Source organism: Leptospira kirschneri serovar Cynopteri str. 3522 CT (assembly GCF_000243695.2).
Classification (GTDB): Bacteria; Spirochaetota; Leptospiria; order Leptospirales; family Leptospiraceae; genus Leptospira; species Leptospira kirschneri.
In genome coordinates, this window is the sequence record NZ_AHMN02000004.1 from 123,013 (window position 1) to 146,290 (window position 23,278).

The window sequence follows — 23,278 nt, forward strand, 5'->3', positions numbered from 1 at the left end:
TAAGTGTTGTATTAGAAATGGGTAAACTTGTCTCTTTTTAGTTTTTCTTATAATAAAACTTATATTTTAAGAAAAACTAAAAAGGAAATTGTATTTGTAGATTGATCCAGATTCCGTCGTTTTTGTTTTCTTTTCTTCTAGAATGGCTGACCGTAAAAGCGATGTAAGGCGATAGTAATCTAAGACGAAAAGAAGAGGGACGATCCGTAAAAATAAAACTCGTTTCGTCTCTTGCGGTTCTTGCTTCAAAAAGAGAATCCGTTTTGTTGTCTTCTTTCTGAAATAAAAAAGCACCTTCTAAATTCCAAAATTCGTTCAGGCGAAAAGACCATTTTCCTTCGGTGATACAATCACCGTTCATTCTCCATTCTTGACCGGCTTCGATCGTAAAATTTTTTCGAACGAGACCGTAATAAATTCCGCGACCAATGGTTTCGTTTGAATAATTTCTGAGACTCAAAAGAATTCCTCCCCAAAAAAGATCGTAGAAGATAGGAGCCTTACCAGCGATAATCTCCCAACGTTTTGAAGAAGGATCTAAATCCTTTCGAAATTCTTTTTCCGATTCTAACAATTGTAGAATGTCGCTAGGAAAAAAATTGGATCGTTTCAAATCGAATTCTAAAGGACGGTTCCAAGCGCGAATCCATTCTAAACTAAAATAAGAATTGGAAACGATTCCCAGACGTGCGAGTTGTGCCTTACCTTTGAGTTCATTTCGATCCGGATCCAGAGCAAACAAATCTTCGCTTTTTCCCCGATAACCGGTGAGTTTGAATTCTAACTTTTCAGAAGAAACGGAAGAATAAAACGTACCGTCAATTTCCTTTTTTTGACCAAAGGTTTGAATCCTAGAAACAATTTTAGGACCGGTAAAACCGAATCGATCCGAATGAAAGTTTACGGAAGCGTAATGTTTTTTCATTTCAGGTGAATACGCAAACTCGAAAAATTTCCATGGAGAAATAAAATAAATTCCAGGTTTATGTTTAGCTTCTTGTTCGGAGTAATACGTTCCTATGGACCAATTTTTCCATTTAAAACCTAAAAATCCAGCTTTGTGAATCGGTTGATCGATTCCGGGTAACGCTGTATAAAAGTTATTATCCCTCAGAAAATAAAAATTTTCCAAAGGACGGAATCTGTGGCCGAAACTTGCTCTGAAAAATTTCTGGTCGATTTGGCCGGAAACAAAAGGACTTCCGTTTCTAGATTCCACAAAACCTGTAAAACAATTTGAAAGGGGAAAAAAATTTTTTGAATTTCGTAAAGCAATACCTCGCCTAACACCGAAAGAATCCGTTTGGTGTTTATCGTTTAAATTTATCCGAATCGATTCATTATTGATTGTACAATTCGAGGTTTTAAAAAACCAATTTTCTTTAGTATAATGAGAATATCTAGATTCATAGGTTTCAAACGTAACTCCGATTCTGGATTCAACCGCAAAAAGATCGGTTATCCAAAATAAAAAAGTAACAGTTAAAAAAATAAAAAATCGTTTCAAAAACCAAATTGATTTTTTTATCTCTTTGTTTTGAAGTTTTGAAAAAAAATTAAAATCAAAGAAACGAAGGTCGTTTTTTTGAAACGTAAGTCTGTTTTTATATCTAAAACTATCTTTTGAATTTCGGAAAGTTACAAATTTAAAAATAAACTTTAGAATATATTTAGAAAAAACATTTTTATATATATTTTGGGCTAAAATAAAAAATTTTAGTTTTAATAGAAAGATTTTAAATTTTAAAGATAAGGAATATTCGGAAAATAGAATTCGTTTTTTTGAATAAAAAATTAAATTTTTTATAAATTGAATTTGTTTTAAAGAAGTAAAAACTAAATTTTCCCCAGATTTAATTTTTGGTTTTGAAAATGGAAAATAAGGAATCAATCGGAGAGAACACGTTTTTAAAATTGTAAGTGAACGTTTTAATAGAAAAATCATCTTCTATCTTTGGAGAGAATTGAGTTTCTGAAAATGTGTTTCGGATTTTTCTTTTTCAAAAGAACGAAAATTTTGGTTTGTTCTTTTGCCGAAAGAGAATGAAACAACTTTAAAAATTCTTCTTTAGAACTGGAACTCGCCTTGGAAATTTTCAAAGCGGAGGAAAGAATAAAACCGGCGGACAATAATTCCTGAACGGAAACAGAAATTATCGTATAACTACGAATAGACGAACTTATGTAGGAGTGATTTGTTTTTTCTTTTTCTAAAAGAGAGGTTTCGATCGATTTTGATTTTGTATTTCTAGGATCTAAATTTTTGGATTTTAAAATTGAATTAGACCCAAGTTCGTCTGTGGATTGAAAGAGAGTTTTAGATTTAAAGTCTTGTTGGGAAGTAGTGATTCCAAATTTTCCAGTTAAAAACGATTCTTCTTCCGGCGTTTGATTCCAGAAAAAGGAAGAGTAACTTTTTTCCCAAGAAATTCCGATTCCAAGAGTGAATTGATCTTCTGTATAAGATTTGTCCCAAGTTCTTGAAAATCCTAAAAATAATTGAATTCCTGTATCAAAGTTAGAATGAAGAAAGACAGAACCACTTTTAAAATCTTTTCCGATTTTTCCAAAAACTTGGACTGTTTGTTTGTCTGGAATCGTAAGATGGATTCCGAAAATTCCTAGATCCTTTTCTCCTCTTTCCCAACCCACAGAAACGCAAAGGCGTAAAACGTCGTTCTTTTCCGGAACAAAAGAATATTCAAGTCCTACGTAAGTTTGATGAACGACTGAAAAAGTTTTGTGATTCTTATAGAGAAAATGGGTTTTCCAAAAATGTTTACGTTCCCGTTTCCAAACCGGAAGTTCAAGCCAGGCTCCATAAGAAGTAAATTTTTTTCTGGTTTCGAACAAACCTCCTAAAGAAGGATTCAGGTTTTTATGAATTAAAAAAAACGTAGGATCTAAAATTGAGGATTTTTCTTCCGAGTTTAAGGAAACAAAACTCAAAAGAAAAAAACCGAATACAACTTGGAACTTTAAGAAAGAATTTTTCGGTCTGAACGAATTGTTTTTCCCCACTCTAAGAGCGGTTCGAGGAAATTATTTTAGGGAGCGGTTTCTTGAAAAAAAACGAAATTTTTTTAGAAAAAAAATCAGAACACAGACGGTTTTGTCCGGAGAAAGGGTTAAGATAACTCGCAGAAGACGAAAAGGATTTTTAGCCTAAACAATGATTCTTAAAAAGAAAGATTTTAGGTTGACATTTACTACTATTTTGATTAGTATGTAAATATCTGTTTAGTGGATTATCCTGTTATTTTATTTGTTTATGTCGTCTAATTTATTAGGAAATGGAGAGAAGACTATGATCATTCGATCTCTGCAAGAATCAGCAAATTATCAGAGAAAACGTAGCGGTCTCCCTGGAGCCGGGCCGAACTGGAAAGAACGGACTCGTGCGGGAGAATCGAACCTAAAATCCTTTGCGGATTATCTGGAAGAAGCGTTCGAAGGGGAACTCGTTCAAAAAGGGGCCTGGTTTTCAGATTCTCTTTCTGAACTGAGTAAAAACAATCTGAAGCGGATTTGAAGTCTGGTGGAAAACTCTCTGAAAAGTTGAGTCCTTTTCCTGATCCCAGAACAAGAATCGCATACGAAGCCGAATCCCTGGAAGACTGGGAGCTTTTAGCGGTACTTTTGGGGAGAGGGAATCGGGCCCAACCCATCGAAGAACTCAGTCGAGAAATTTTGCATCGAAGTAAAGGGTTCGCTGGGTTACTTCAGAAACAAGTCTCGGATCTTCGTAAAATTCCAGGAGTAGGAATTGCAAAGGCGACTACTTTACTTGCGGCCATAGAAATTGGAAGACGTCTTAAGTGGGAGGCTTTGAAAGGAAAACGTTATTCTTCTGAACAATTACTCAATTTTCTTGCCACCAGTTTAATTCCTAAAAACAGAGAATGTTTTGTTTTAATTACACTTTCTCCGGAAGGCGCCGTTTTAAGAGCTGAAGTTGTCGCTGTAGGTAGTTTAGAAGAAGTAGGAGTGCAGACCAGGGATCTTTTGAAGATCATTTTAAATGATGCTGCTTCTGCTGTAATTATCGCCCATAATCATCCTGAATCCAGTTCTAAACCGAGTAAAGAAGATCTTTGGATTTATAAAAATTTCGGAAGTTTGTTGGCTAATATAGGTTTGGAGCTTTTAGATCAATGGATTTTTGGAATTGACGGGATCTATTCCTGTAAGAAAGGTAAGGTTCTCCAGGCTCGAGCGAAGTGTTAAAAAATTTACCGATTCTTTGGGTTTTAGTAAGGAGGGATTACGCCTTACAATTTGCGGGAAGTGCTCTTGGGATTTCTTGGATGCTCGTTCAAAATATTTCTCTAATTTTGATTTACACAATCGTATTTTTATTCATTCATCTCAAAGGAAATCCGGAGTCTGCTTCCGATTTTATAGGATACTCTTTCAGCGGACTTTTGTTTTGGATTCCTCTGCAGGAATATATGATTCGAGGTACTTCGATTCTTACGGAAAATCGACAGTTGATAAAAAGATCTCCTTTGGGTCCGGAGATTTTTCTTTGGATTCCTTATATTCAAATGCTCATACATTTTACCGTGACAGCGATTCCAGTTCTAATCGTGTTGAGTATTTTAGGAGAATTGAATCTAGTTCTATTTCCTATTTCGATTTTTATAATGTTCGCAGTAGGATATTTACTTTCTTTTATCCAAGGATATTTGGCCAGGGCGAACGTGATTTTAAGGGATATTACTCCTCTCATTCGTCTTATTTCTCAGTTCTTTTTTTGGTCCTTGCCGATTTTGTATGTCTCTTCCGGTTTTTTATATTCGATCAACGTTTGGAATCCTCTTAATTTTCCGTTGGAGCTGTTTCGATTTTGTTTATTAAACGACTTTGTTTCGGTTTTTCATTGGAAAGAATTTATCCCTTCCTTGATTCTATTTCCTTTGATCGGAATTTTGAGTCGTTCTAAATTTCATTCTGTCATTTTGGACCATCTTTGAGTTTAAAAGTAGAAAATTTAAATAAGGTTTACTTTGGATTTAGCGGACCTTTTCAAAGAATTTTGAATGTTTTATCTCTTGGTTTTTTGGGAAATGACGTCAAATACGACGCCCTTAAAAACGTAAGTTTTGAGGTTTTTTCGGGTGAGATTGTTGGTTTGATCGGCAGAAATGGCGCTGGGAAATCCACACTTTTAAAAGTTCTTACCGGAGTTTCTTCCTATTCGTCCGGAAAAATTTTAAAAACCGGTTCTATTCGTTCTATCTTAGAATTGGGAGTTGGTTTTAACCCGGAACTTTCCGGAGAGGAAAATTTATACTACAACGGTCTTGTCTGGGGACTCAATCCGAACGAAATCCGGTCTTCTATGGACGAAATTTTTGAATTCTCCGGTCTAACAGAATTTAAGAATATTCCAATTAAACAATATTCTTCCGGAATGGTGATGCGTCTTGGTTTTGCACTTGCTACTTTTTCAAGGCCCGACATTCTCATAGTGGACGAGGCTTTGGCGGTAGGAGACGCAAGTTTTCAACAAAAATGTCTGAGACGTTTTCGTTCTTTCCAAGAACAAGGAACTATGACTTTAATCGTAAGTCATGATCTTGAACTTTTAAAATCGGTATGTTCTAGGGTTTTGATTTTAGAAAAAGGGAAATTGGTTTTTAACGGTGATCCTGTAAAAGGTTTTCGGGAATATATGCAAATTATTGCAAGTTCTGGAACCGAACAAGAAACGATTTTTCCGGTTCAAAAAGATTCGATTGTGGAAAGTCTTTCCGTGGATTTAGATCTTGTAGGACTTTATTTAAAAAATTCATCACCACAAGATATACAACAGGTTCCAGGCAGAATTAATCGAAGTGGTGCAGAAGAGGATTTAAAATACAAGGTTCGGGCGAATTCAAAAATTTTTCCGGTAGGTTGTGAGGTAGAGATTTCAATTCATGTAATATTCAAAAATGAGATTCCAGATCTTACGGTAGGTTTTCATATAGACGATTCCCGCGGAATTCGCGTTTTTGGAACAAACACGTTTCATCTCGGAAATTCTCTAAAAAACATCCGAGCTGGGGAATCCGTTACGGCGAAATTCCGACTTCCTTTGAATTTCTCTGCCGGTAAATATTCTTTGGGGATTGCGTTACACGAAGGTGATAATCACGTAGGAAATAATTATCTTTGGAAAGATGGAATTCTTTCCTTTGAGCTGGAGCGTTTAGATCTTCCTAAATTTGAAGGAGTCGTTTGGCTTCCAGTGGAAAGTAATCTTCAAAAAGACGCTTTTGATTGATTTATTTTTCTTTCTCAGTTCGGAAAGTTCGGAATCCTGGTTCTCAATATGAAAGTTTGTGTGATTGGAAGCGGTTATGTAGGTCTTGTCGCGGGTGCTTGTTTTGCGGAATATGGAAATCAAGTGATTTGTGTAGATAAGGACGAAACTAAAATTGTAAATCTTAAAAAAGGAATCATTCCTATTTATGAACCGGGACTTTCCGAACTCGTTTTGAACAACTGGAAAGAAAAAAGATTAGAGTTTACAGTTTCTCTCAAAGAAGGGGTGGAAAAGTCGGATATTATTTTTATCGCTGTGGGAACTCCCACTTTACTGGACGGTTCTTCTGACCTTTCTGCTGTTTTTGCAGTAGCGAAGGAAATCGGTAAGTCCATCAACGGATATAAGGTAATCGTTGATAAGTCTACGGTTCCGGTCGGAACTGCGGCCAAAGTCAAAGCCATCATTGCAAACGAAACTAAAGAAGAATTCGACGTGGTTTCCAATCCAGAATTTTTAAAGGAAGGCGCAGCGATTGAGGATTTCATGCGTCCTGAAAGAGTTGTGATCGGTTCTGAAACTCAAAAAGCGGGGGATTTAATCGCGCAACTGTACGCTCCTTTTGTCTTAAACGGAAATCCTATTTTGAGAATGGGAGTGGTTTCAGCTGAACTTACAAAATATGCGTGTAACGCGTTTCTTGCGACTAAAATTTCTTTTGCAAATGAAATCGCTAATCTTTGTGAAGTCGTAGGTGGAAATTACGAAGACGTTCGTAAGGGTATGGGAACCGATTCTAGAATTGGCAGACAGTTTTTATACGCAGGAATTGGATATGGAGGTTCTTGTTTCCCTAAAGACGTTCGTGCATTGATTAAAACTTCCGAAGATGAAGGCGCTCCCCTTCAGATCATTCGTAAAGTGGAAGAGGTCAACGAATCTCAGAAGCTTAGACTCTATGAGAAAATTATAAAGTTTTACGGAGAATCTGGGCTTTCTGGAAAGACGTTTGCGGTTTGGGGACTTTCTTTTAAACCGGGAACAGACGATATGAGGGAGGCTCCGTCAATTCCTCTACTTTTAAAATTACATGATAAAAACGTAAAGTTACAGGTTTATGATCCGGTTTCTAAAGAAACGTCTTCTATTTATTTTGAAGGAAAAGTTGAATATTTTGCGGACGCTTATTCTGCTTTGAAGGGTGCGGATGCTCTTTTACTTTTAACTGAATGGAGGGAATTTAGAGAGCCCGATTTTTCAAAGATCAAAGGTCTTTTAAAAAATAAGGTTATCTTTGACGGTAGAAATCAATATTCTCCAGAGCTGATGAAAAAAGAAGGTTTTCAATACTTCTCTATCGGTAAACCTAACGTTTGATTTTTTCGGGTGCCTTTATAAAATCCGAAGATAGTTGTCTTCAAGTTTACGAATTGTTCTGATTTCGGGTCTGTGGCTTTTTTGTTCAAGTCTGGAAACGAATTCTTTATTCAGTTAATATCCATTTGGGTTTTGAACAACGTAAATTCTATGTGAAAAAACTAGGAAAAAATTTTTTCTAAAAGGTTTCTACTTCAATTGAGATGATTAGATCTTATTTTTTTAGTTTTTAAAAACTAAAAAAATAAGAGAGTTTCCCCCATTTTATTTTTACAGAAAAATCAGGTTTAATAAAACGAATTTATTGCTAGAATTTGTGTTAATATTTCTTAATATTCGGTTTTGAGAATGATATGTTAATCCAAGTGAATTTAGTATAATGCGAAAGGAATCGATGCGAGAAAACTTTAGCAGAACGCTTTCTTCAAACTCAATGTATAGCTCCCTATCATAGTCGTCCCTATAAGTATTTGGATCTCAATATAAATCTGTCGGAATTACGACAGATTCTCTGTAAAAAGATCGGCCCCACCCCACAACCTGTCGAACGACCTAAAACGCTTTCGCAAAAAGCGTTTTGCTGAGTTCAGGGAGCGAGACGGCTTGAGTTTGAGAGAGCCGTTCAGCTTGAGTTCAATTCTGATTCTAAAATCCTATTCAACTTGTGAGGTTGGTTATGGATCGCATTTTAATTGAAACTAAAAACGATATATTGTATTACGTTTCTTTTATGCAATTTATTGACGAGAGCTAAAGAGCCGGGTCTAGCTGGCTGTGACAAGCCGGATTCGCCAAGATTTTCTTACATTCTGCTCACGTTAATCCCAGTTTAAAAAAGCTGATTCCGTGTCTGGGCCGGAATAATTCCAGTGCCCCATCTTTCTTCCGTTTTTAATTTCTGATTTGCCATAAAGATGAAGATGATAATAAGGATTTTCTAATGTTTGCTTCCAGAGATTAGATTCAGGTTTATAATCTTCTCCTAAAATATTCTTCATCGATACGGGATTGGCCGGAATTATTTCTGGAGAAGGTAAGTTACAAAGAGTTCTCAGCTGAAGAGAAAATTGAGAAATTGTACCAGAGTTTTGACTGAAATGCCCTGAGTTATGCGGTCTAGGTGCAAATTCGTTGCATAAAATTTCTTCCCCTTTGATGAAAAATTCTATCCCAAAAACCCCAACGTAGTTGATCGTTTCTGCCAATTTTTTTGCATAGTTTACAAGTTTAGTTTCTATGTTATCGGGGAAATTTCCGGGATAAAACGTAAGGTCCAAGATATGATTTTTATGAACATTTTTAGAAGGTCTAAAATTTAAGATTTTGCCGTCTTCAAATCTGGCCATGATGACGGAGGCTTCCGAAGTAAATTGAAAAAATTCTTCCACGATATGATCCAGTTTGTCGAGGTTGGAAAGTGCGGAAGATAGTTCTTGCTCGGTTTTACACCGAACCTGTCCTCTACCGTCGTAACCCATCGTATTCGTTTTTAAAATACAGGGAAAATTAGTTTTAGAAAGAACTGATTTTTTCTCTTCTTCCGTCAAAACCGGATAAAATTTCACAGTAGGAATTTCCGCTTTTTGAAAGTAGGTTTTTTCCTCCCAACGATTTTGTGAAATTCGAATGCAGTTCGGAGAAGGCCTGACTATCAGTCCGGTTCGTTTAGAAAAATTTTCTATCGTAGTAAGTGCAATTTCTGGAATATTCTCAAATTCGAATGTAAGTGCATCTATATTTTCCAAAAAAAAAGTCAGAGCTTTTTTGTCTTCGTAAGAGGATACGTATTCCTTAGCTCCTGCTCCGGCGGCTGGAGAATTTTTTTCGGGAGAATAAACGGAAACTTCGTAACCGAAAGAAACCGCTTCTAAACAAAACATTCTTGCGAGTTGCCCCGATCCCATCACTCCGAGCCTGGAGCCAGGAAGAAGCATTCGAGAGTTGTTCACAATAAATCCTTGTTTTTGGAAAGTGCGTCTTCTCGAATTTGATTACGATACCGTTCTAATTTTTCGGAAAGTATAGGATCTTGAAGTGCAAGAATTCTGACTGCTAACAGACCAGCGTTTTTGGCGCCTGCGGTTCCGATTGCAAGGGTTCCTACTGGAACTCCTCCTGGCATTTGAACGATGGATAATAGACTATCTAATCCGTTTAAAGTTTTACTTTGTACTGGAACTCCTAAAACTGGAAGAGTTGTCATCGATGCAACCATTCCAGGGAGATGAGCAGCACCTCCTGCTCCTGCGATGATTACGGAGTAACCTTTTTCCTTTGCAGATTTAGAAAATTCTAACATAAGTTCAGGAGATCTATGTGCAGAAACGATTTCTTTATGAATGGAAACGCCAAATTCTTTAAGAATGATCTCCGCTTCTTTCATCGTTTCCCAATCGGAATGGCTTCCCATAATGATTGCAACTTTTGTGTTCAAACATTTTCTCCTGTGGAAGATGTTTCTTTAGATTTACTTGTTTGCAAGTATTAAACCGGAAGCGCTTCTACGAAACGTTCCAATTGAATTCCTCGAGACGCTTTCGCTAATACGATAGAACCTTCCGGAATCGTTTGCAAAAATTTATGAATAAGTTTTGCAAGTCCTTCCTGTGTTCCTGAAAAATGTTCACAGAACCTGGGGGAAGAAGTTCGCTTAACAAACTCCTCTTGAATCCAAAAAGCATCCGTTCCAAAAGTATAAAGTCCCTTGAGGTTTTGAAACTCAGAGCATTTTTTTCCGAGTTTTTTATGAAACTCTTTGGAATATTCTCCTAATTCTTTCATATCACCTAACACCGCGTAAAATTCTTTTCCGTCGGCGAGTTGATCTGCGACTTCCAAAGAGGAAATCATGGATTCGTAATTCGCGTTATACGTATCGTTGATTACGGAATATTTGCCATTTTGTAAATCTAGTCTTTTATTGGAGGACTTGAAAGTATGGATCCCTTCTTGAATCCATTCTTGTGGAGTAGCGATTTCTTCCAAACATGTGATAGCAACAGAAAGGTTTTCTAAAAGTTTTTCACCTGGCAGATTCCATTGGATTTTTTTATCTTTGTATTCTAATAAGAATCCGGAAGATTTTTTTTGAAGAATAGAAAATATTTTGTCCGGTTTTGTAAGAACGAATTTATTTCCGTGTTTGCGAGTTTTGTTTTTTAGTATTTTAGAATATTCTCCTGTGCCTGGATAAAATAATTTTCCTCCCTTTTTTAAACCTTCCACGATTTCGCCTTTGGCTTTTGCTATGTTTTTTTGACTTCCTAAAAATTCTATATGGGCCGTTCCGATTGTAGTGATGATAGCATAGTCTGGTTTTGCAATTTGGCTGAGTCTTGCAATTTCCCCCTTATGATTCATTCCGAGTTCGCATATTACAATTCTGGTATGATCGGAAATTCTAAAAAGTGTAAACGGAAGCCCGATTTCATTATTATAATTTTTTTCGGTTACGACTAACGCTGGTTCTTCTAGATTTTTAAGACAATTTCCTAAGAATTCTTTCGTAGTCGTTTTTCCGCTGGAACCAGTGACCGCAATTACGATCGGATTAAAACGAGATCTATGAAAAGCCGCGAGTTTTCCGAGAGCGGTTAACGTGTTTCTTACGGGAATTGCTTTGGATTTCTCTTCTATGCTGAGGTTTTTATAAATCGGATGATTTTCTTCGACTAAAAAATGAGTAGCTCCTCTGGAAATTGCGTCTCTGATAAATTCGTGTCCGTCTCTGTTTCCTAAAAGAGGTACAAAAAGGGAATTTTCTTCAGCCTCTGTGGATGAGGTGGTGATTGTAGTAATGAGTGGTTCTTTGTGATACCAAGTTCCCGATGCCGATCCCAATATTCTGCGAATGGTTTCCGGATCGTAGTAGAAGTTCGATTTCATGGGTCCAAGTTGTAGGGGGAGAATGTTTTGAAAATTCTAAAATGAACTTTGACAGTATAAGAGTTTCTTTCAAATATCAGCCTGAGTTGGGATCTTTTTACAATATTAATTTTTTAACTCAAACTTTGGTCATAGATACTCGTTGGAGCTGAATCGACAGTTAGATTTGTCGGAATACAGCCTTGACAGTCTTCATTCTTATATTTTTGATTCCATTAAAGCTCGAGTAAATATGACTTCTAAAAAATCAACTTCCAAAAAAAAATCGCCCAATCAATTGGATAAGTGGTGGCAAAAAACCACGATTTACCAAATTTATCCCCGCTCTTTTGCGGATAGTAATCGGGATGGTATAGGAGACATTCCAGGGATCATTTCTAAGTTGGATTATCTTCAAGATCTTGGGTTTGAAACAATTTGGATATCTCCTTTGTATAAAAGCCCTCAAATGGATCACGGTTACGATGTAAGCGATTATTACTCGATCGCTTCGGAATACGGAACTATAAAAGATGCAGAAAAGCTAATAAAGGAAGTTCATAAGCGCGGGATGAAAATCGTTTTTGATATGGTGATGAATCATACTTCTATTGAACACGATTGGTTTATACAATCCCGTTCTAGCCGAGATAATCCCAAAAGAGACTGGTATATTTGGAAAGACGGGAGAGGAAAAAATAAACCTCCTAATAATTGGAGTTCGTTTGTGACACCTAAGGCGTGGCATTATGATTCCAATACGGATCAATGGTATCTTGCGAGTTTTTTAGATTTTCAACCCGATTTGAATTATTACAATCCAGAAGTCAAAAAGGCGATGTTCGACGTTTTGCGTTTTTGGCTTAAGAAGGGAGTGGATGGTTTTCGTCTGGATATTTTTCACGCAATTTATAAGGACAAATATTTTAGGGACAACCCATTTCGATTTAAATATATCGTTTCGGAAAATGATCACGACGGTTATTTTCAGAGTAGGGTTCATACTGTGAATCATCCGAATAACTTTGCTTTTGCGAAAGAACTTAGATCCGTTTTAGATGAGTTCGATGGAGACCGTTTTGCGGTAGGAGAAGTAGCCGGAGACGATCATATCATCAAACGCTACTTAGGCGAAAAAAAAGACGGTCTGAATCTAATCTTTCTATTTGAAACCTTGTTGTTAAAGTTCAAAACTAGTTTTTTTAAGGGAATTGTAAAGAAAATGGAACAAGTATATCCGTATCCGAACGTTCCCACATACGTTTTTGGAAACCATGACCAAAGACGTTATATGATGAAAATCAATAATAATCTTGAAAAAGGAAAGTTGGTCGCTCTATTCCAATTTACCGCGAGGGGAGTTCCGGTCACTTATTATGGGGAAGAAATAGGAATGACCAATGAGACGATTAAATTGACGGAGGCACAGGATCCTCTTGCAAGAATCTATCGCTGGTTAGGAGATTCACTTTCCGAATTGTTGGGACTTGCAGACGTTATCATTCGAGATCGAGCAAGGTCTCCGATGCAATGGGATGATTCACCAAACGCTGGTTTTACGATTCAAGGAGCAAAACCTTGGATTCGTGTTCACGGTAATTATAGAGAACGTAACGTTTTGATCGAATCGGAAGACTCGGATTCTCTTTTAAATACGTATAAAAACGTTCTTCATATTCGAAATGGAAGTTCTGCTCTTAAAGAAGGTTCTTTGAGATTGATCGAAGAAAACGTTCCAAAAGATATGTTGGTTTATTTAAGGGAATTTGGTAAGGAACGTAAATTAGTCGTTTTTAATTTTGGTAAAAAATCCAAATTTTTTTCCAATCCTACGGACTGTAGAAAATATTTCTTCTCTACAATTTCTTTCGATCATAACGAATTTGATCAATTTAAGATGCCTCCTTGTTCCGGAGTTATATTAGGTAATTAGTATATTTTAAAAAATGTGTATTCTACAAAAAAAGGATTTGCTTTGGACAAATCCATTGTTTGAAACAGAATTTTTGCGTCTTATAATATAGGCGAAGTGTTCAATGATCAGTGTATAATCAGTAAAATCTGTTTTGTCGGCATTATAAAATAATAATGTTTCTTCTGTATAACCAATGTAAAAGTGATTTATTATACTTGCAGAGTGACCAGCCATTGAAACTCAGCGAATATTTTTTTTCTATAGCTTGGTATTACTAAGTTTGAAGTGTGGTCGTTAGCTATTTTAAGCTATGAAATTCACGAGCAACACTACGATCTAAAACGCGATCCGTGACGAGCGTTTTGTTGAGTCCAAGGTTTAGTTTTTTATTCATCTAAATTTTCTTTTGCTGAATTTACATTAAAATAACGTGATTTCGGCGGTTGAAAAATTTTTCTAAAAGTATAAGTTCTTACAATTTTAGAATTTGTTTGTAAAATCGTGATTTGTAATAATTTTCATATTATTTTACAGACAAACCTAAGTTTTAAGATAGTTCCCGCACTTGAATACGACAGATTCAATTATTATAAACTTCTATTTTATAAATTGTGGTAGCTCCTACATTGAAAGGATCAGTCTGTAAAATTCAGATTCAGGATCATGGGTTCTTTATGTCGAACTTAGGTTAGAATCAAGTATTTTTTGGATTCTTATATGAACGTGTAAATTCAAGAAGTAATAGAATTGAACTACGAAATCTATGCGCTAAACTAGAATTTTGGAATTAATCCTTTTGAATATTCGGTAAAACGTGACGATTCCCATAGTTTTACCCATATTATAAATTTTTAAATATATTTTCCGTGATCCAATTTCTCGTATGAGGTTTTCACGCTTTTGAGAAATAGTTCTAAAAGATAAAAGGAGAAATTTGAAACCGTTGAGCATCATTATTTACTGAATAAGAAGATACTCAAACGATTTAAAAGATTGAATTCTACTTAAAAACTCATTGTCTTAAGTTGTAATACGTAGGAAATGAGTTTTTAAAAATTGATTTTTGTACTTATACGAAAATTAAAAAGTTAATTTTACTTTTTATTCTCCGTAAACCACTACACATTCTTTCGAGAAAATTGGTCCTAAGATTCCGAAAGTGCTCTTATCAACGGTAGCAACTTTCGTAATTTGACCGTCTTTCATTGCTTCTGCAATACTTCCTTCTCCGCCGGAGTAGAAATACCATGTCAAAAGCGAATAGTGGTTACATGACTTTCCACTCTTTACAATCTTTGTATCCGTAGGACCTCCGATAGGATTTCCGGATACGTGATAGCTGGAAGAGTTGAAAATCAACGCTGGAAAAATACTTGTTGCACAGTTGGAAACAACAAACGCCGCGAGAGAGATTACAATCAGACTGATAAATTTTTTCATTTTAATTATTCCCCACTTACGATGGTGCAATAGCTGCTATAAACAAGTCCGAGAACGGAAAAAGTAGAATGATCTACAGTTGCGATTCTCGAAATTTTATTGTCGAGTGCGATTTGGCCCGCGGAAGCATCTCCCCAGGTTACTAGATACAGAACGTTATGAGCACAACCTTCTGCTTTTTTAGCAGTAGGAACTTCGTTGGAACGATTGATTTCCCCTGGGAAGGTTGTAGATGTAACGAGCATTCCTTGTTGAGGACCAGTGGCACAATTCGATAAAAATACCGAAAAGCCGAGGGCGACTAAAGTCAGGATGATGATTTTTTTCATAAGATCCTTTTTTCCTTTTTCCTTATTTTTTCTTTCCGGTAGCAGATTTTGCATCTGTTTTCGTTTCTATAGCTGCGTTTGAACCGGTTACGACAGTACAAAATTTATGATAGATAGCACCGTACAAAACTCCAAGTTGTTCGTATTCAATGCTCGCTACTTTTGTAATTTTACCATCTGCCTTTGCAGCTTCGATGGAAGAATCACCAAAAGACACAAGCCATAGGATGTTTTTAGAACAAGCCTTTCCAATAGAAGTTTTTTCTGTATTGTCTCCGAGTTGACCTGGGATTACGCCATCATGTACAATCATTCCACCTTTAGAGATGATAGGATACATGAATCCATAGTCTTTGGTTGGGTTTGTATTGGGGCGAAGTCCGTAAACGTACATAGCATTGACTCCTGTACATTGAACTGCCCAGATCGTCATGAAAGAAATGAAAAGTAGTGATTTGAGTTTCATTTTTTCTCCTGGATTTCTTGTTTGATTATTCTCGGACGTTACTTGCAATTATTTCTAAAGTAATGTCCGGCGGGTCTATAATAACAAAAGTGATATTTTTGTAAATAGAGAATCACCTATAAGGAGTAGGTTTTGAAATTTTTTAACAAAAAAGTGTTTTTTGAAAAAGTTTTTAAATACAAAGTAAAGTAAAAATAAACCTTCTAAAATTTATTAGTGAGATGATTCGTTTTAATTTGTATGAATAGGATTGTATCTAAATGAAAATGTTAGTTCTTTAAGATGAAAACAAAAAAAGGTTCTGACGTTTTATATTATTTTCACTTTGTGTTTTAAATCTAATCAATTTGATTTTTATGACGAGAATATTTTGAAATTATAATTTAATGTGAGTTCAGTATGATTCACTTTTCTGAAAAAAGTTGGAATTTGAACTTTACAGATCGATTCTTAAAATATGGAAACTACCGCAATCATGAATTTCATGAACAAATCCTAAAATTGTAGGAACTCATACTCTTAGAAAATTTTTTCTTATGTCTGGCTCACGTTAATTTAAGATAGATTTTGAGACTTTAAATTACTTTTTGAATTTGTTTTAGTCTTTACTTTTAGAAGTAAGGTTTGTGCTTTCTCTGGTTATCTAAAATTTGCGGGTACTTTTACAAATCAGAATTTAACAGATTGGATTTAAAATTGTGGGAACTCTTACTTTTAGGAAAAGTTTTTCTAGTAACCAACTCATATTCAAAAGTAGAAAATGGGTACATTTTAAATCTAATAATTTTATTTCTCTCAAAGAGAAAGGTGAAACTAATTTTGGGGTAGGTCGATCACATTCGGTTTAAAAAAACACATCTTAAAGGTTGCGCTATCTTTCGAACAAAAAGGAAGATTCTTCAGAATCGTAAGTAAAAGGAGAAATGATTTTAGAAAGGTCTTCCTCTTCTTGTTTTTTTCTGATTTTTGCAAACTGTGATTTCCATTCTTGCGCTTTGTGGTCGGAACTACTTCCAAAATTTATTTGAAGATAAAACAATGAAAAAAGTAAAAGTTCTCGGTTAAACCCGGTTTGGTTGAGCTTAGAATCTAAAAATTCAGGGTCGATCTTCCGTCCACTTTCCACAATGTCCTGAAGAATTTCAATCGCCTGAATATCTGTAACAGAACCTTGATGCCTGTAAATTCTATGAAGAGGATAAAGGATTTCTTTATCTGGCTTTCCATTTTTTTTGAGACTTAAAAAAAAGGCTCGTCTGGACATAGCCAAAGAATCGTTGAACTTTCTATTTTGTAGGAATTCCAACGCGGACTCGTAGGCGAAGATAGGTTCAGATCGAAAAATAGAGGCACGATCTAAAAGAGCTTGGATCAAGTCGGAAGATTTTTTTTTCCTCAAAGATAAAAGAAGAATTTTATGAAGGAGTAAGTTATCAGGAAAAAAAGGAAGGAATTTTCTACACTTAGAAATTGTATCGTCGATTCTTCCGGATTCGTAAGAATTGTTTATTTCTGATTCGATTGCGGCTAAATCCTCTTTATAGGGATTATTCTTTCGGATCCAGTTTAAAGTCTCATCGTAATATTCTAAATTTCCAAGTCTTGAACTGAGAACAAGAACCTTGTATCTAAGAGGTGAGTTTTCAGGATTTTTAGAAAGACTGAGTCTTGCAAATTGGAATGCTTTTAGGGGTTTATTGAGTTCTTCATAACCGATAAAAATTTCGTTCATCAGAGAAGAATGATTTGGATCGAGTAAAATACTTTTTTCAAAACTTTTCAAAGCGGTAACTAAATCTCCTTTACCGATCCAGACCCTTCCTTCTAACTCATAGTAAAGCGCCGTATTTTTATTTCCAATTGAATCCGCGATTTCTAATTTTTGAAGGGCTTCGTCGTATCGGAGCCGGTTTAATTCTTCCTGTGCTTGTCTGAGTAGTTCCGAATAAGAAAAGGTTGAATTCCCGTAGACCGTTGAATAACTTGTGCAAAGTAAAAAAAAGAGCCAAGTGGATAGCAGTCTCCCAGCCAGTCTGTTCGGTAGAATTCTTCCCATCTTTTTAAACATCGGAACATTAAAAAAAAACAAGAGGTTTCACTGAATGAATTCAGTTACGATAATTATCGCCATGTCTATTTTGGCGATCGTCACTGCTGTGGTTTATACCCTAAAAGTCATTTCCATCAAAGTAGGTGCCTTAGGCGGTAACGAAAAAGAAACGAAAAAGCTTCTAGAAATTTCATCCGCTATCTCCGAAGGAGCTATGGCCTTTCTCGTAAGGGAATATAAAGTCATTTCCCTGTTTATTGCCTTTATGGCAGTATTGATCGTTCTATTGTTAGACAATCCTGGATCGGAAGGATTTAACGACGGAGTTCATACCGCAATTGCTTTTGTATCGGGAGCTTTGATTTCCTGTATTTCCGGTTTTATCGGAATGAAAATTGCAACTGCAGGAAACGTCAGAACCGCAGAAGCCGCTAAGACATCCATGTCTAAAGCGTTCCGTGTTGCGTTTGATTCCGGAGCCGTGATGGGATTCGGACTCGTAGGGCTGGCTATTTTAGGAATGATCGTACTTTTTCTTGTTTTTACTGGAATGCATCCAGATGTAGAAAAACATTTTCTCATGGAATCCTTAGCTGGTTTTGGATTAGGAGGTTCCGCTGTGGCGCTATTTGGAAGAGTAGGCGGCGGAATTTATACAAAGGCGGCAGACGTAGGAGCGGATTTAGTTGGAAAGGCGGAAAAAGGAATTCCAGAAGACGATCCAAGAAACCCGGCCACGATTGCGGATAACGTAGGAGATAACGTAGGAGATGTGGCTGGAATGGGAGCGGACTTATTCGGTTCGTGTGCGGAAGCTACTTGTGCGGCTCTTGTAATTGGTGCTACTGCCTCGGCTCTTTCCGGATCTGTAGACGCACTATTATATCCGCTTTTGATTTCCGCATTTGGAATTCCAGCTTCTATTTTAACCAGCTTTCTTGCAAGAGTCAAAGAAGGTGGAAATGTGGAATCCGCACTTAAAGTTCAACTTTGGGTTTCTACGCTTCTAGTCGCGGGAATCATGTATTTTGTAACAAAAACTTTCATGGTGGATTCTTTTGAAATTGCGGGAAAAACAATCACAAAATGGGACGTTTACATTTCGATGGTGGTTGGACTTTTTTCCGGAATGTTTATAGGGATCGTAACTGAATATTATACTTCACATTCTTATAAACCTGTAAGAGAAGTGGCGGAAGCGTCTAACACAGGAGCTGCGACCAACATCATTTACGGATTGTCTCTCGGATATCATTCATCCGTGATTCCCGTGATTCTTCTTGTGATTACGATTGTAACGGCGAACCTACTTGCTGGAATGTATGGAATAGCGATCGCTGCATTGGGAATGATATCTACGATCGCTATTGGTCTTACCATAGACGCCTATGGACCTGTGTCGGATAACGCGGGTGGAATCGCGGAAATGGCGGAACTTGGAAAAGAAGTTCGGGATAGAACCGATACACTCGATGCGGCTGGAAATACAACTGCGGCGATCGGAAAGGGATTTGCGATTGGAAGCGCCGCTTTGACTTCTCTTGCGCTATTTGCAGCCTTCATTACAAGAACTCATACTACAAGTCTTGAAGTTTTAAACGCGGAAGTGTTTGGAGGACTGATGTTTGGAGCGATGCTACCTTTCTTATTCACTGCTATGACGATGAAGTCGGTAGGAAAGGCCGCAGTAGATATGGTGGAGGAAGTTCGCAAACAATTCAAAGAAATCCCAGGGATTATGGAAGGGAAAAATAAACCGGACTACAAACGTTGTGTGGATATATCTACGAGCGCTGCTCTTCGAGAAATGATTCTTCCGGGGCTTCTCGTTTTGTTAACACCGATAGTGATAGGATATCTTTTTGGAGTGAAAACTCTTGCCGGAGTACTTGCGGGAGCATTGGTAGCGGGTGTTGTACTTGCAATTTCCGCCGCAAACTCTGGAGGAGGTTGGGATAACGCAAAGAAATACATTGAGAAAAAAGCGGGCGGAAAAGGATCGGATCAACACAAAGCCGCGGTTGTAGGTGATACCGTAGGAGATCCGTTTAAAGATACTTCCGGACCTTCTATCAATATTCTCATCAAATTGATGGCGATCACAAGCTTAGTTTTTGCGGAATTTTTCGTTCAACAAGGCGGGTTGATATTTAGGATATTTCATTAAAAAAATCTAAATTACAGTTTTATGAAATTAGAAAGCCCTTTTTGCAAAAAGCAGAAAGGGCTTTTTTTATGGATTTGTTTTGAAAGTTGAATTTTTTGAAATACCGGATCAGAACAGGGCGTGCCCTGTCGAGCAATTGGAGTTGATGAACCAGATAACGTCTTAAAGGTGGGATTCTTATTTTAAGAACGCTCGACAGGTCGCGCTCTCGATTACAATCTGCAAAGCACCATTTGATTTTGTCTAAAATCCAGAATCTTTGGATTTGCAACGTTGCATATAGATGATCAATGGTGCATTGCAGTATTTTCATCTCGATCGCTCACGCGTTTTGAAGTTCTATATTTTTTTCGTTTTAGTTTGATTGAGTGGTTTTTAAAAGTTTGGTTCTGGTAAAAAATAGGAATGTTCGCTTGCAATCGGGTTGGGTTCGAAGAATAACTCCCTGGAAATTTGATTTTTACGTAGATTTAAAGTCCAGATCATTTTGTAAGATTTATGGAACTGAGGAACTCCTCGGTTCATCGTGTCTACGATAGAATCTCCGACGCCTACTTCTTCTAACCAGAGAAGATAGTTAAAAAGAAAACACCTGGAAACTCCATGTGCAGCGGCCAATGCACCTAACACAGCCCAAACTCCAGTATTTACATGGATGGTCATTTTCTTCAACTCACCAACTCCCCAGTTGTATTTGATTTTTCCGGCTCTCCAATGCAGACGGTTTAAAGAAGAGATATATTTAGTATATTTCTCTAACAAAAAAGGAAGTTTTTTAGAAAGAGCTTTTTTCTGAATCGAATTCAATTGATTCCAATAGCTGAGAGGAATTAAAAGAGAGTCGGAGCCGACTTCTCCTTCATTTAAGGCGGATAAAATCTTTTTTTGAGAAGAAAGTAAAAGAAGGTCCATATCCAAAACGGTTCATTAAATTACAAATGAAGGACTTGATTCTAAAAAAAATTAAGAAAAAAATATAAGAAATTAATAATTTGAACTAAAACTGATAAACAAGATTGGGTTTCTTACATTGAAATCAGATTCGAGATGATTTTAGTTTTTGAAAAGTATCAAAACGTTTTTTTTAGCTGACTACTCAATTAGGAAAAGTCTATTGGTTGGTATGTTATATTTGTTATTACGACCTATTATAATTTTTCCTATTATTTCCGTCTTATATGCAATTTTTGTACAGTATATATTTCAAATTGAATCCCTGAAAAATCTAGGAATGACTATGACTTACGGCGGATTCTTTGTGATTCCTTTCTTAATTGGAGTTATTTCGGTGTATGGATTGGAAAAAGAAAAACCACAGCCGATTCCGTTTCGTATTTTTTATCCTTGGATACCTACTATTATTTCGATGTATTGTGCATTTCTGGTAAATTGGGAAGGCCTCATCTGTCTGGCAATGGGCGCTCCAGTTTATCTTGTTTTATCAAGTGCGGGTGGGATTGCAGTGGGAATTTGGTTCTATATTTTTCCGGGACATAGAATGAATTTACTTACTGTGTTCGGTATTTTAAGTTTTCCTTTTATAACTGGATACTTCGAAACTTATTGGGAATTACCGAACGAGATCAGATTCGTCGAAACGAAAATTACGATCGAATCGACACCCGAAAAAATTTGGAAGAACATCATCCGCATACCCGAGCTCGAAAAAACGGAAGCCGGCTTTTTTTACCGAATGGGATTTCCCAGACCGATTGAAGCTACTCTTTCTTATGAAGGAATCGGAGGAGTTAGAGAGGCGAGGTTCGAAAAAGGATTAGTATTTTATGAAACTATCACAGAGTGGAATCGAAATCGAAAATTGAAATTCGAAATCAAGGCCGATCCGAATCTGATTCCGTTAACAACATTAGACTCTCATGTAGTACCCGGAGGGAGATATTTCGACGCTTTACAAGGAGAATATGAATTAGAATATAAAGAAAATCTAAAAACGAATGAAACAGGAATTATAACTCTTCATCTTCGAAGTAAATACCGCTTATCGACTCACTTTAACTTTTACGCGTCTATTTGGGGAGATTTTTTGATGAGAGATATTCAAAATTCGATTTTGAGAATATTGAAAAAAAGGATAGAAGGGATGAGGTAGAACATGTTTAGTTTTATAAGCAAGCGTAAATGATTTGGGAACACGAATGCTGTATTGGAATATTAGAAAAATTTAAACTTAGAAAAAACCATCGAAATTCCGAAATGCATATGTAAAATACACTATTAAAATCGGGGTGGTCAAAACATCGATCACAATCGTAAATGGATACAGTAAATAACTCAATCCATAGGCGACCAGATTTGTAGGAGAGAATGCTTTAAAGGATGGATCAAAACTGATAAGGACGATCGGGGAAATCATTTGGGTAGGCGACAGCCAAATCGCATAATTTTTGTCCCGAGAGTGAGTGTAAGTCCAACCTCGCGTGGTGCTAAAGTAGGTAGGAGGAGACTTAGGAATTTTCGATAAAGAAAGTGATTCCGAATTCGGTTGTTGCGAACAGTCGAATTCGGCCATAATACAGACATTTAATATCTTAAAACGATCATATTTGTTTTGGTATTCGCGTTTTGAACAATCTAAAGCTGCAATTCTATTTTTTGAATCCGCGATACAAAGTTTAAAATCAAAATCACGCTGTTTTACCGTCCAAGCCTGCTTGACGTCCGAAATTTTTTTGCTTAGGTAAGGTCCGCGATAGATGGTTAGACTTGTGTCGTCGCTGTCCAACCAAGGAAGATCGTTGATCGCCGTACCAACATCGTAAAGAAACAATTTTCTTTCCGCTTTTTCTACCCGGATTGGCTGATTTGAATCTTCGTTTTTGAATTCACATGTTTGTTCGAATCTGCGAAATTGAACATCGTAAATATATATATCCTTTTTTTGATCGTTCCCTTGGGGAGAAGGTGCACAATAGTAACTGAATTTTTTTTCGTTTCCTCTTATATAAGATAGCTCTAATATTGGATAGTTCCTGTCTTGCAGAATTCGAATTCCCTCTAGAGTCGGGCGTTCATATTCGTAAAAGGACATTCTTTTTTGTTCTTCACGCAATGTTGCGGTGAGACAATTTGCAAAAGATAAAAGAAAAATAAAAAAACAAAAAAATCGAATTCGTTTATGAAGAAACATCGAGTTTAAGCATCCTGCATTTGAATATAAAACGACCTGAATTCACGTTGAATTTCCTATATTTATGAGAATTCGATACTAAAGGATACGATTTGTTGTTTGAAATATCAGTTCAGTTTATAAGATCACTTTAGGTTTGGCGAAGTTTTAGAATGTCAAGATCGATGTTCCGGTAAAATTTGTACGATTGGCTCCAAGATACAATGTGCCGTAAGCCACAAACGTTCACCGCCAGTTGTAAGAACTCGACAATTTTTCCATAAATAGGC

19 protein-coding genes and 1 pseudogene are annotated in these 23,278 nt (G+C 36.5%); 8 read left to right on the plus strand and 12 right to left on the minus strand.

The window, feature by feature from the left end; translation table 11 throughout:
* Positions 1 to 76: 76 nt before the first annotated feature.
* Both LEP1GSC049_RS223420 and LEP1GSC049_RS223415 read right to left on the minus strand, forming a co-directional pair.
* On the minus strand, positions 77 to 1,945 hold the full coding sequence (locus LEP1GSC049_RS223420) for a hypothetical protein (RefSeq protein WP_004763028.1): 1,869 nt from the start codon (positions 1,943 to 1,945) through the stop codon (positions 77 to 79).
* Positions 1,942 to 3,021, minus strand: a complete 1,080-nt coding sequence (locus LEP1GSC049_RS223415) for a hypothetical protein (protein ID WP_016560497.1) — start codon at positions 3,019 to 3,021, stop codon at positions 1,942 to 1,944. Before LEP1GSC049_RS223415 ends, LEP1GSC049_RS223420 begins: the two co-directional genes overlap by 4 nt.
* A 286-nt stretch (positions 3,022 to 3,307) precedes the next feature.
* On the opposite strand from LEP1GSC049_RS223415, the gene LEP1GSC049_RS223410 reads away from it, so the two are divergent.
* From LEP1GSC049_RS223410 to LEP1GSC049_RS223390, 5 genes are read left to right on the plus strand one after another with little or no spacing between them, the layout of a single operon-like run.
* Positions 3,308 to 3,532, plus strand: coding sequence for an LIC12298 family protein (locus LEP1GSC049_RS223410; protein WP_004754705.1), 225 nt, complete (start codon positions 3,308 to 3,310; stop codon positions 3,530 to 3,532).
* The gene (locus LEP1GSC049_RS223405; RefSeq protein WP_004754984.1) at positions 3,529 to 4,227 is read left to right on the plus strand and encodes a JAB domain-containing protein; all 699 of its coding nucleotides are present in this window, start codon (positions 3,529 to 3,531) and stop codon (positions 4,225 to 4,227) included. The genes LEP1GSC049_RS223410 and LEP1GSC049_RS223405 overlap by 4 nt, the downstream gene beginning before the upstream one ends.
* Positions 4,221 to 4,976 (plus strand): ABC transporter permease, encoded by a 756-nt coding sequence (locus LEP1GSC049_RS223400; RefSeq protein ID WP_004755128.1) that lies wholly within the window; start codon positions 4,221 to 4,223, stop codon positions 4,974 to 4,976. The genes LEP1GSC049_RS223405 and LEP1GSC049_RS223400 overlap by 7 nt, the downstream gene beginning before the upstream one ends.
* Positions 4,973 to 6,271, plus strand: a complete 1,299-nt coding sequence (locus LEP1GSC049_RS223395) for an ABC transporter ATP-binding protein (protein WP_004754862.1) — start codon at positions 4,973 to 4,975, stop codon at positions 6,269 to 6,271. The genes LEP1GSC049_RS223400 and LEP1GSC049_RS223395 overlap by 4 nt, the downstream gene beginning before the upstream one ends.
* Before the next feature lie 48 nt (positions 6,272 to 6,319).
* A complete protein-coding gene (locus LEP1GSC049_RS223390; RefSeq protein ID WP_016560463.1) occupies positions 6,320 to 7,630 on the plus strand; it encodes a UDP-glucose dehydrogenase family protein in 1,311 nt (436 codons plus the stop codon).
* Positions 7,631 to 8,448: 818 nt separating this feature from the next.
* On the opposite strand, the gene LEP1GSC049_RS223385 is transcribed toward LEP1GSC049_RS223390, so the two are convergent.
* The 3 genes from LEP1GSC049_RS223385 to LEP1GSC049_RS223375 are packed head-to-tail and all read right to left on the minus strand — an operon-like array spanning position 8,449 to position 11,515.
* A complete protein-coding gene (locus LEP1GSC049_RS223385) occupies positions 8,449 to 9,564 on the minus strand; it encodes a 5-(carboxyamino)imidazole ribonucleotide synthase (protein ID WP_004758376.1) in 1,116 nt (371 codons plus the stop codon).
* Between the two features lie 11 nt (positions 9,565 to 9,575).
* Positions 9,576 to 10,064, minus strand: a complete 489-nt coding sequence (purE, locus tag LEP1GSC049_RS223380) for a 5-(carboxyamino)imidazole ribonucleotide mutase (protein WP_004758331.1) — start codon at positions 10,062 to 10,064, stop codon at positions 9,576 to 9,578.
* A 50-nt stretch (positions 10,065 to 10,114) separates the two neighbouring features.
* Positions 10,115 to 11,515: a UDP-N-acetylmuramoyl-tripeptide--D-alanyl-D-alanine ligase gene (locus tag LEP1GSC049_RS223375; protein WP_004761684.1), complete on the minus strand. Its 1,401-nt coding sequence runs from the start codon at positions 11,513 to 11,515 to the stop codon at positions 10,115 to 10,117.
* 232 nt (positions 11,516 to 11,747) lie between these two features.
* On the opposite strand from LEP1GSC049_RS223375, the gene LEP1GSC049_RS223370 reads away from it, so the two are divergent.
* Entirely contained in the window at positions 11,748 to 13,427 is a 1,680-nt protein-coding gene (locus LEP1GSC049_RS223370; RefSeq protein ID WP_004753511.1) for an alpha-glucosidase, read from the plus strand.
* Here LEP1GSC049_RS223370 and LEP1GSC049_RS2000000228150 read toward each other — a convergent pair.
* From LEP1GSC049_RS2000000228150 to LEP1GSC049_RS223350, 5 genes and pseudogenes are all read right to left on the minus strand, one after another.
* Positions 13,424 to 13,643 (minus strand): annotated as a pseudogene (locus LEP1GSC049_RS2000000228150) (hypothetical protein). The gene LEP1GSC049_RS223370 and the pseudogene LEP1GSC049_RS2000000228150 sit on opposite strands and share 4 nt — an antisense overlap.
* 867 nt (positions 13,644 to 14,510) lie before the next feature.
* The gene (locus tag LEP1GSC049_RS223365) at positions 14,511 to 14,849 is read right to left on the minus strand and encodes a TRL domain-containing protein (RefSeq protein ID WP_004762933.1); all 339 of its coding nucleotides are present in this window, start codon (positions 14,847 to 14,849) and stop codon (positions 14,511 to 14,513) included.
* A 5-nt stretch (positions 14,850 to 14,854) separates the two neighbouring features.
* Positions 14,855 to 15,178, minus strand: a complete 324-nt coding sequence (locus LEP1GSC049_RS223360) for a TRL-like family protein (RefSeq protein WP_016748607.1) — start codon at positions 15,176 to 15,178, stop codon at positions 14,855 to 14,857.
* A 22-nt stretch (positions 15,179 to 15,200) separates the two neighbouring features.
* Positions 15,201 to 15,644, minus strand: coding sequence for an adhesin Lsa14 (gene lsa14, locus LEP1GSC049_RS223355; RefSeq protein WP_025178473.1), 444 nt, complete (start codon positions 15,642 to 15,644; stop codon positions 15,201 to 15,203).
* 871 nt (positions 15,645 to 16,515) lie between these two features.
* Positions 16,516 to 17,700 carry a tetratricopeptide repeat protein gene (locus LEP1GSC049_RS223350; protein ID WP_004758346.1) on the minus strand — a complete coding sequence of 395 codons (1,185 nt, stop codon included), beginning with the start codon at positions 17,698 to 17,700 and terminating at the stop codon, positions 16,516 to 16,518.
* A 46-nt stretch (positions 17,701 to 17,746) separates the two neighbouring features.
* Here LEP1GSC049_RS223350 and LEP1GSC049_RS223345 point away from each other — a divergent pair, with 46 nt between their 5' ends.
* A complete protein-coding gene (locus LEP1GSC049_RS223345) occupies positions 17,747 to 19,861 on the plus strand; it encodes a sodium-translocating pyrophosphatase (protein WP_016748609.1) in 2,115 nt (704 codons plus the stop codon).
* 375 nt (positions 19,862 to 20,236) lie between these two features.
* On the opposite strand, the gene LEP1GSC049_RS223340 is transcribed toward LEP1GSC049_RS223345, so the two are convergent.
* Positions 20,237 to 20,773 (minus strand): DUF1564 domain-containing protein, encoded by a 537-nt coding sequence (locus LEP1GSC049_RS223340; protein WP_000365006.1) that lies wholly within the window; start codon positions 20,771 to 20,773, stop codon positions 20,237 to 20,239.
* Between the two features lie 211 nt (positions 20,774 to 20,984).
* Between LEP1GSC049_RS223340 and LEP1GSC049_RS223335 the strand changes: the two genes are divergently transcribed.
* Positions 20,985 to 21,971, plus strand: coding sequence for an APC family permease (locus tag LEP1GSC049_RS223335; RefSeq protein WP_016750334.1), 987 nt, complete (start codon positions 20,985 to 20,987; stop codon positions 21,969 to 21,971).
* A 78-nt stretch (positions 21,972 to 22,049) separates the two neighbouring features.
* Here LEP1GSC049_RS223335 and LEP1GSC049_RS223330 read toward each other — a convergent pair whose 3' ends face one another.
* Positions 22,050 to 23,009: a hypothetical protein gene (locus tag LEP1GSC049_RS223330; protein WP_004755154.1), complete on the minus strand. Its 960-nt coding sequence runs from the start codon at positions 23,007 to 23,009 to the stop codon at positions 22,050 to 22,052.
* Positions 23,010 to 23,278 lie beyond the last annotated feature (269 nt).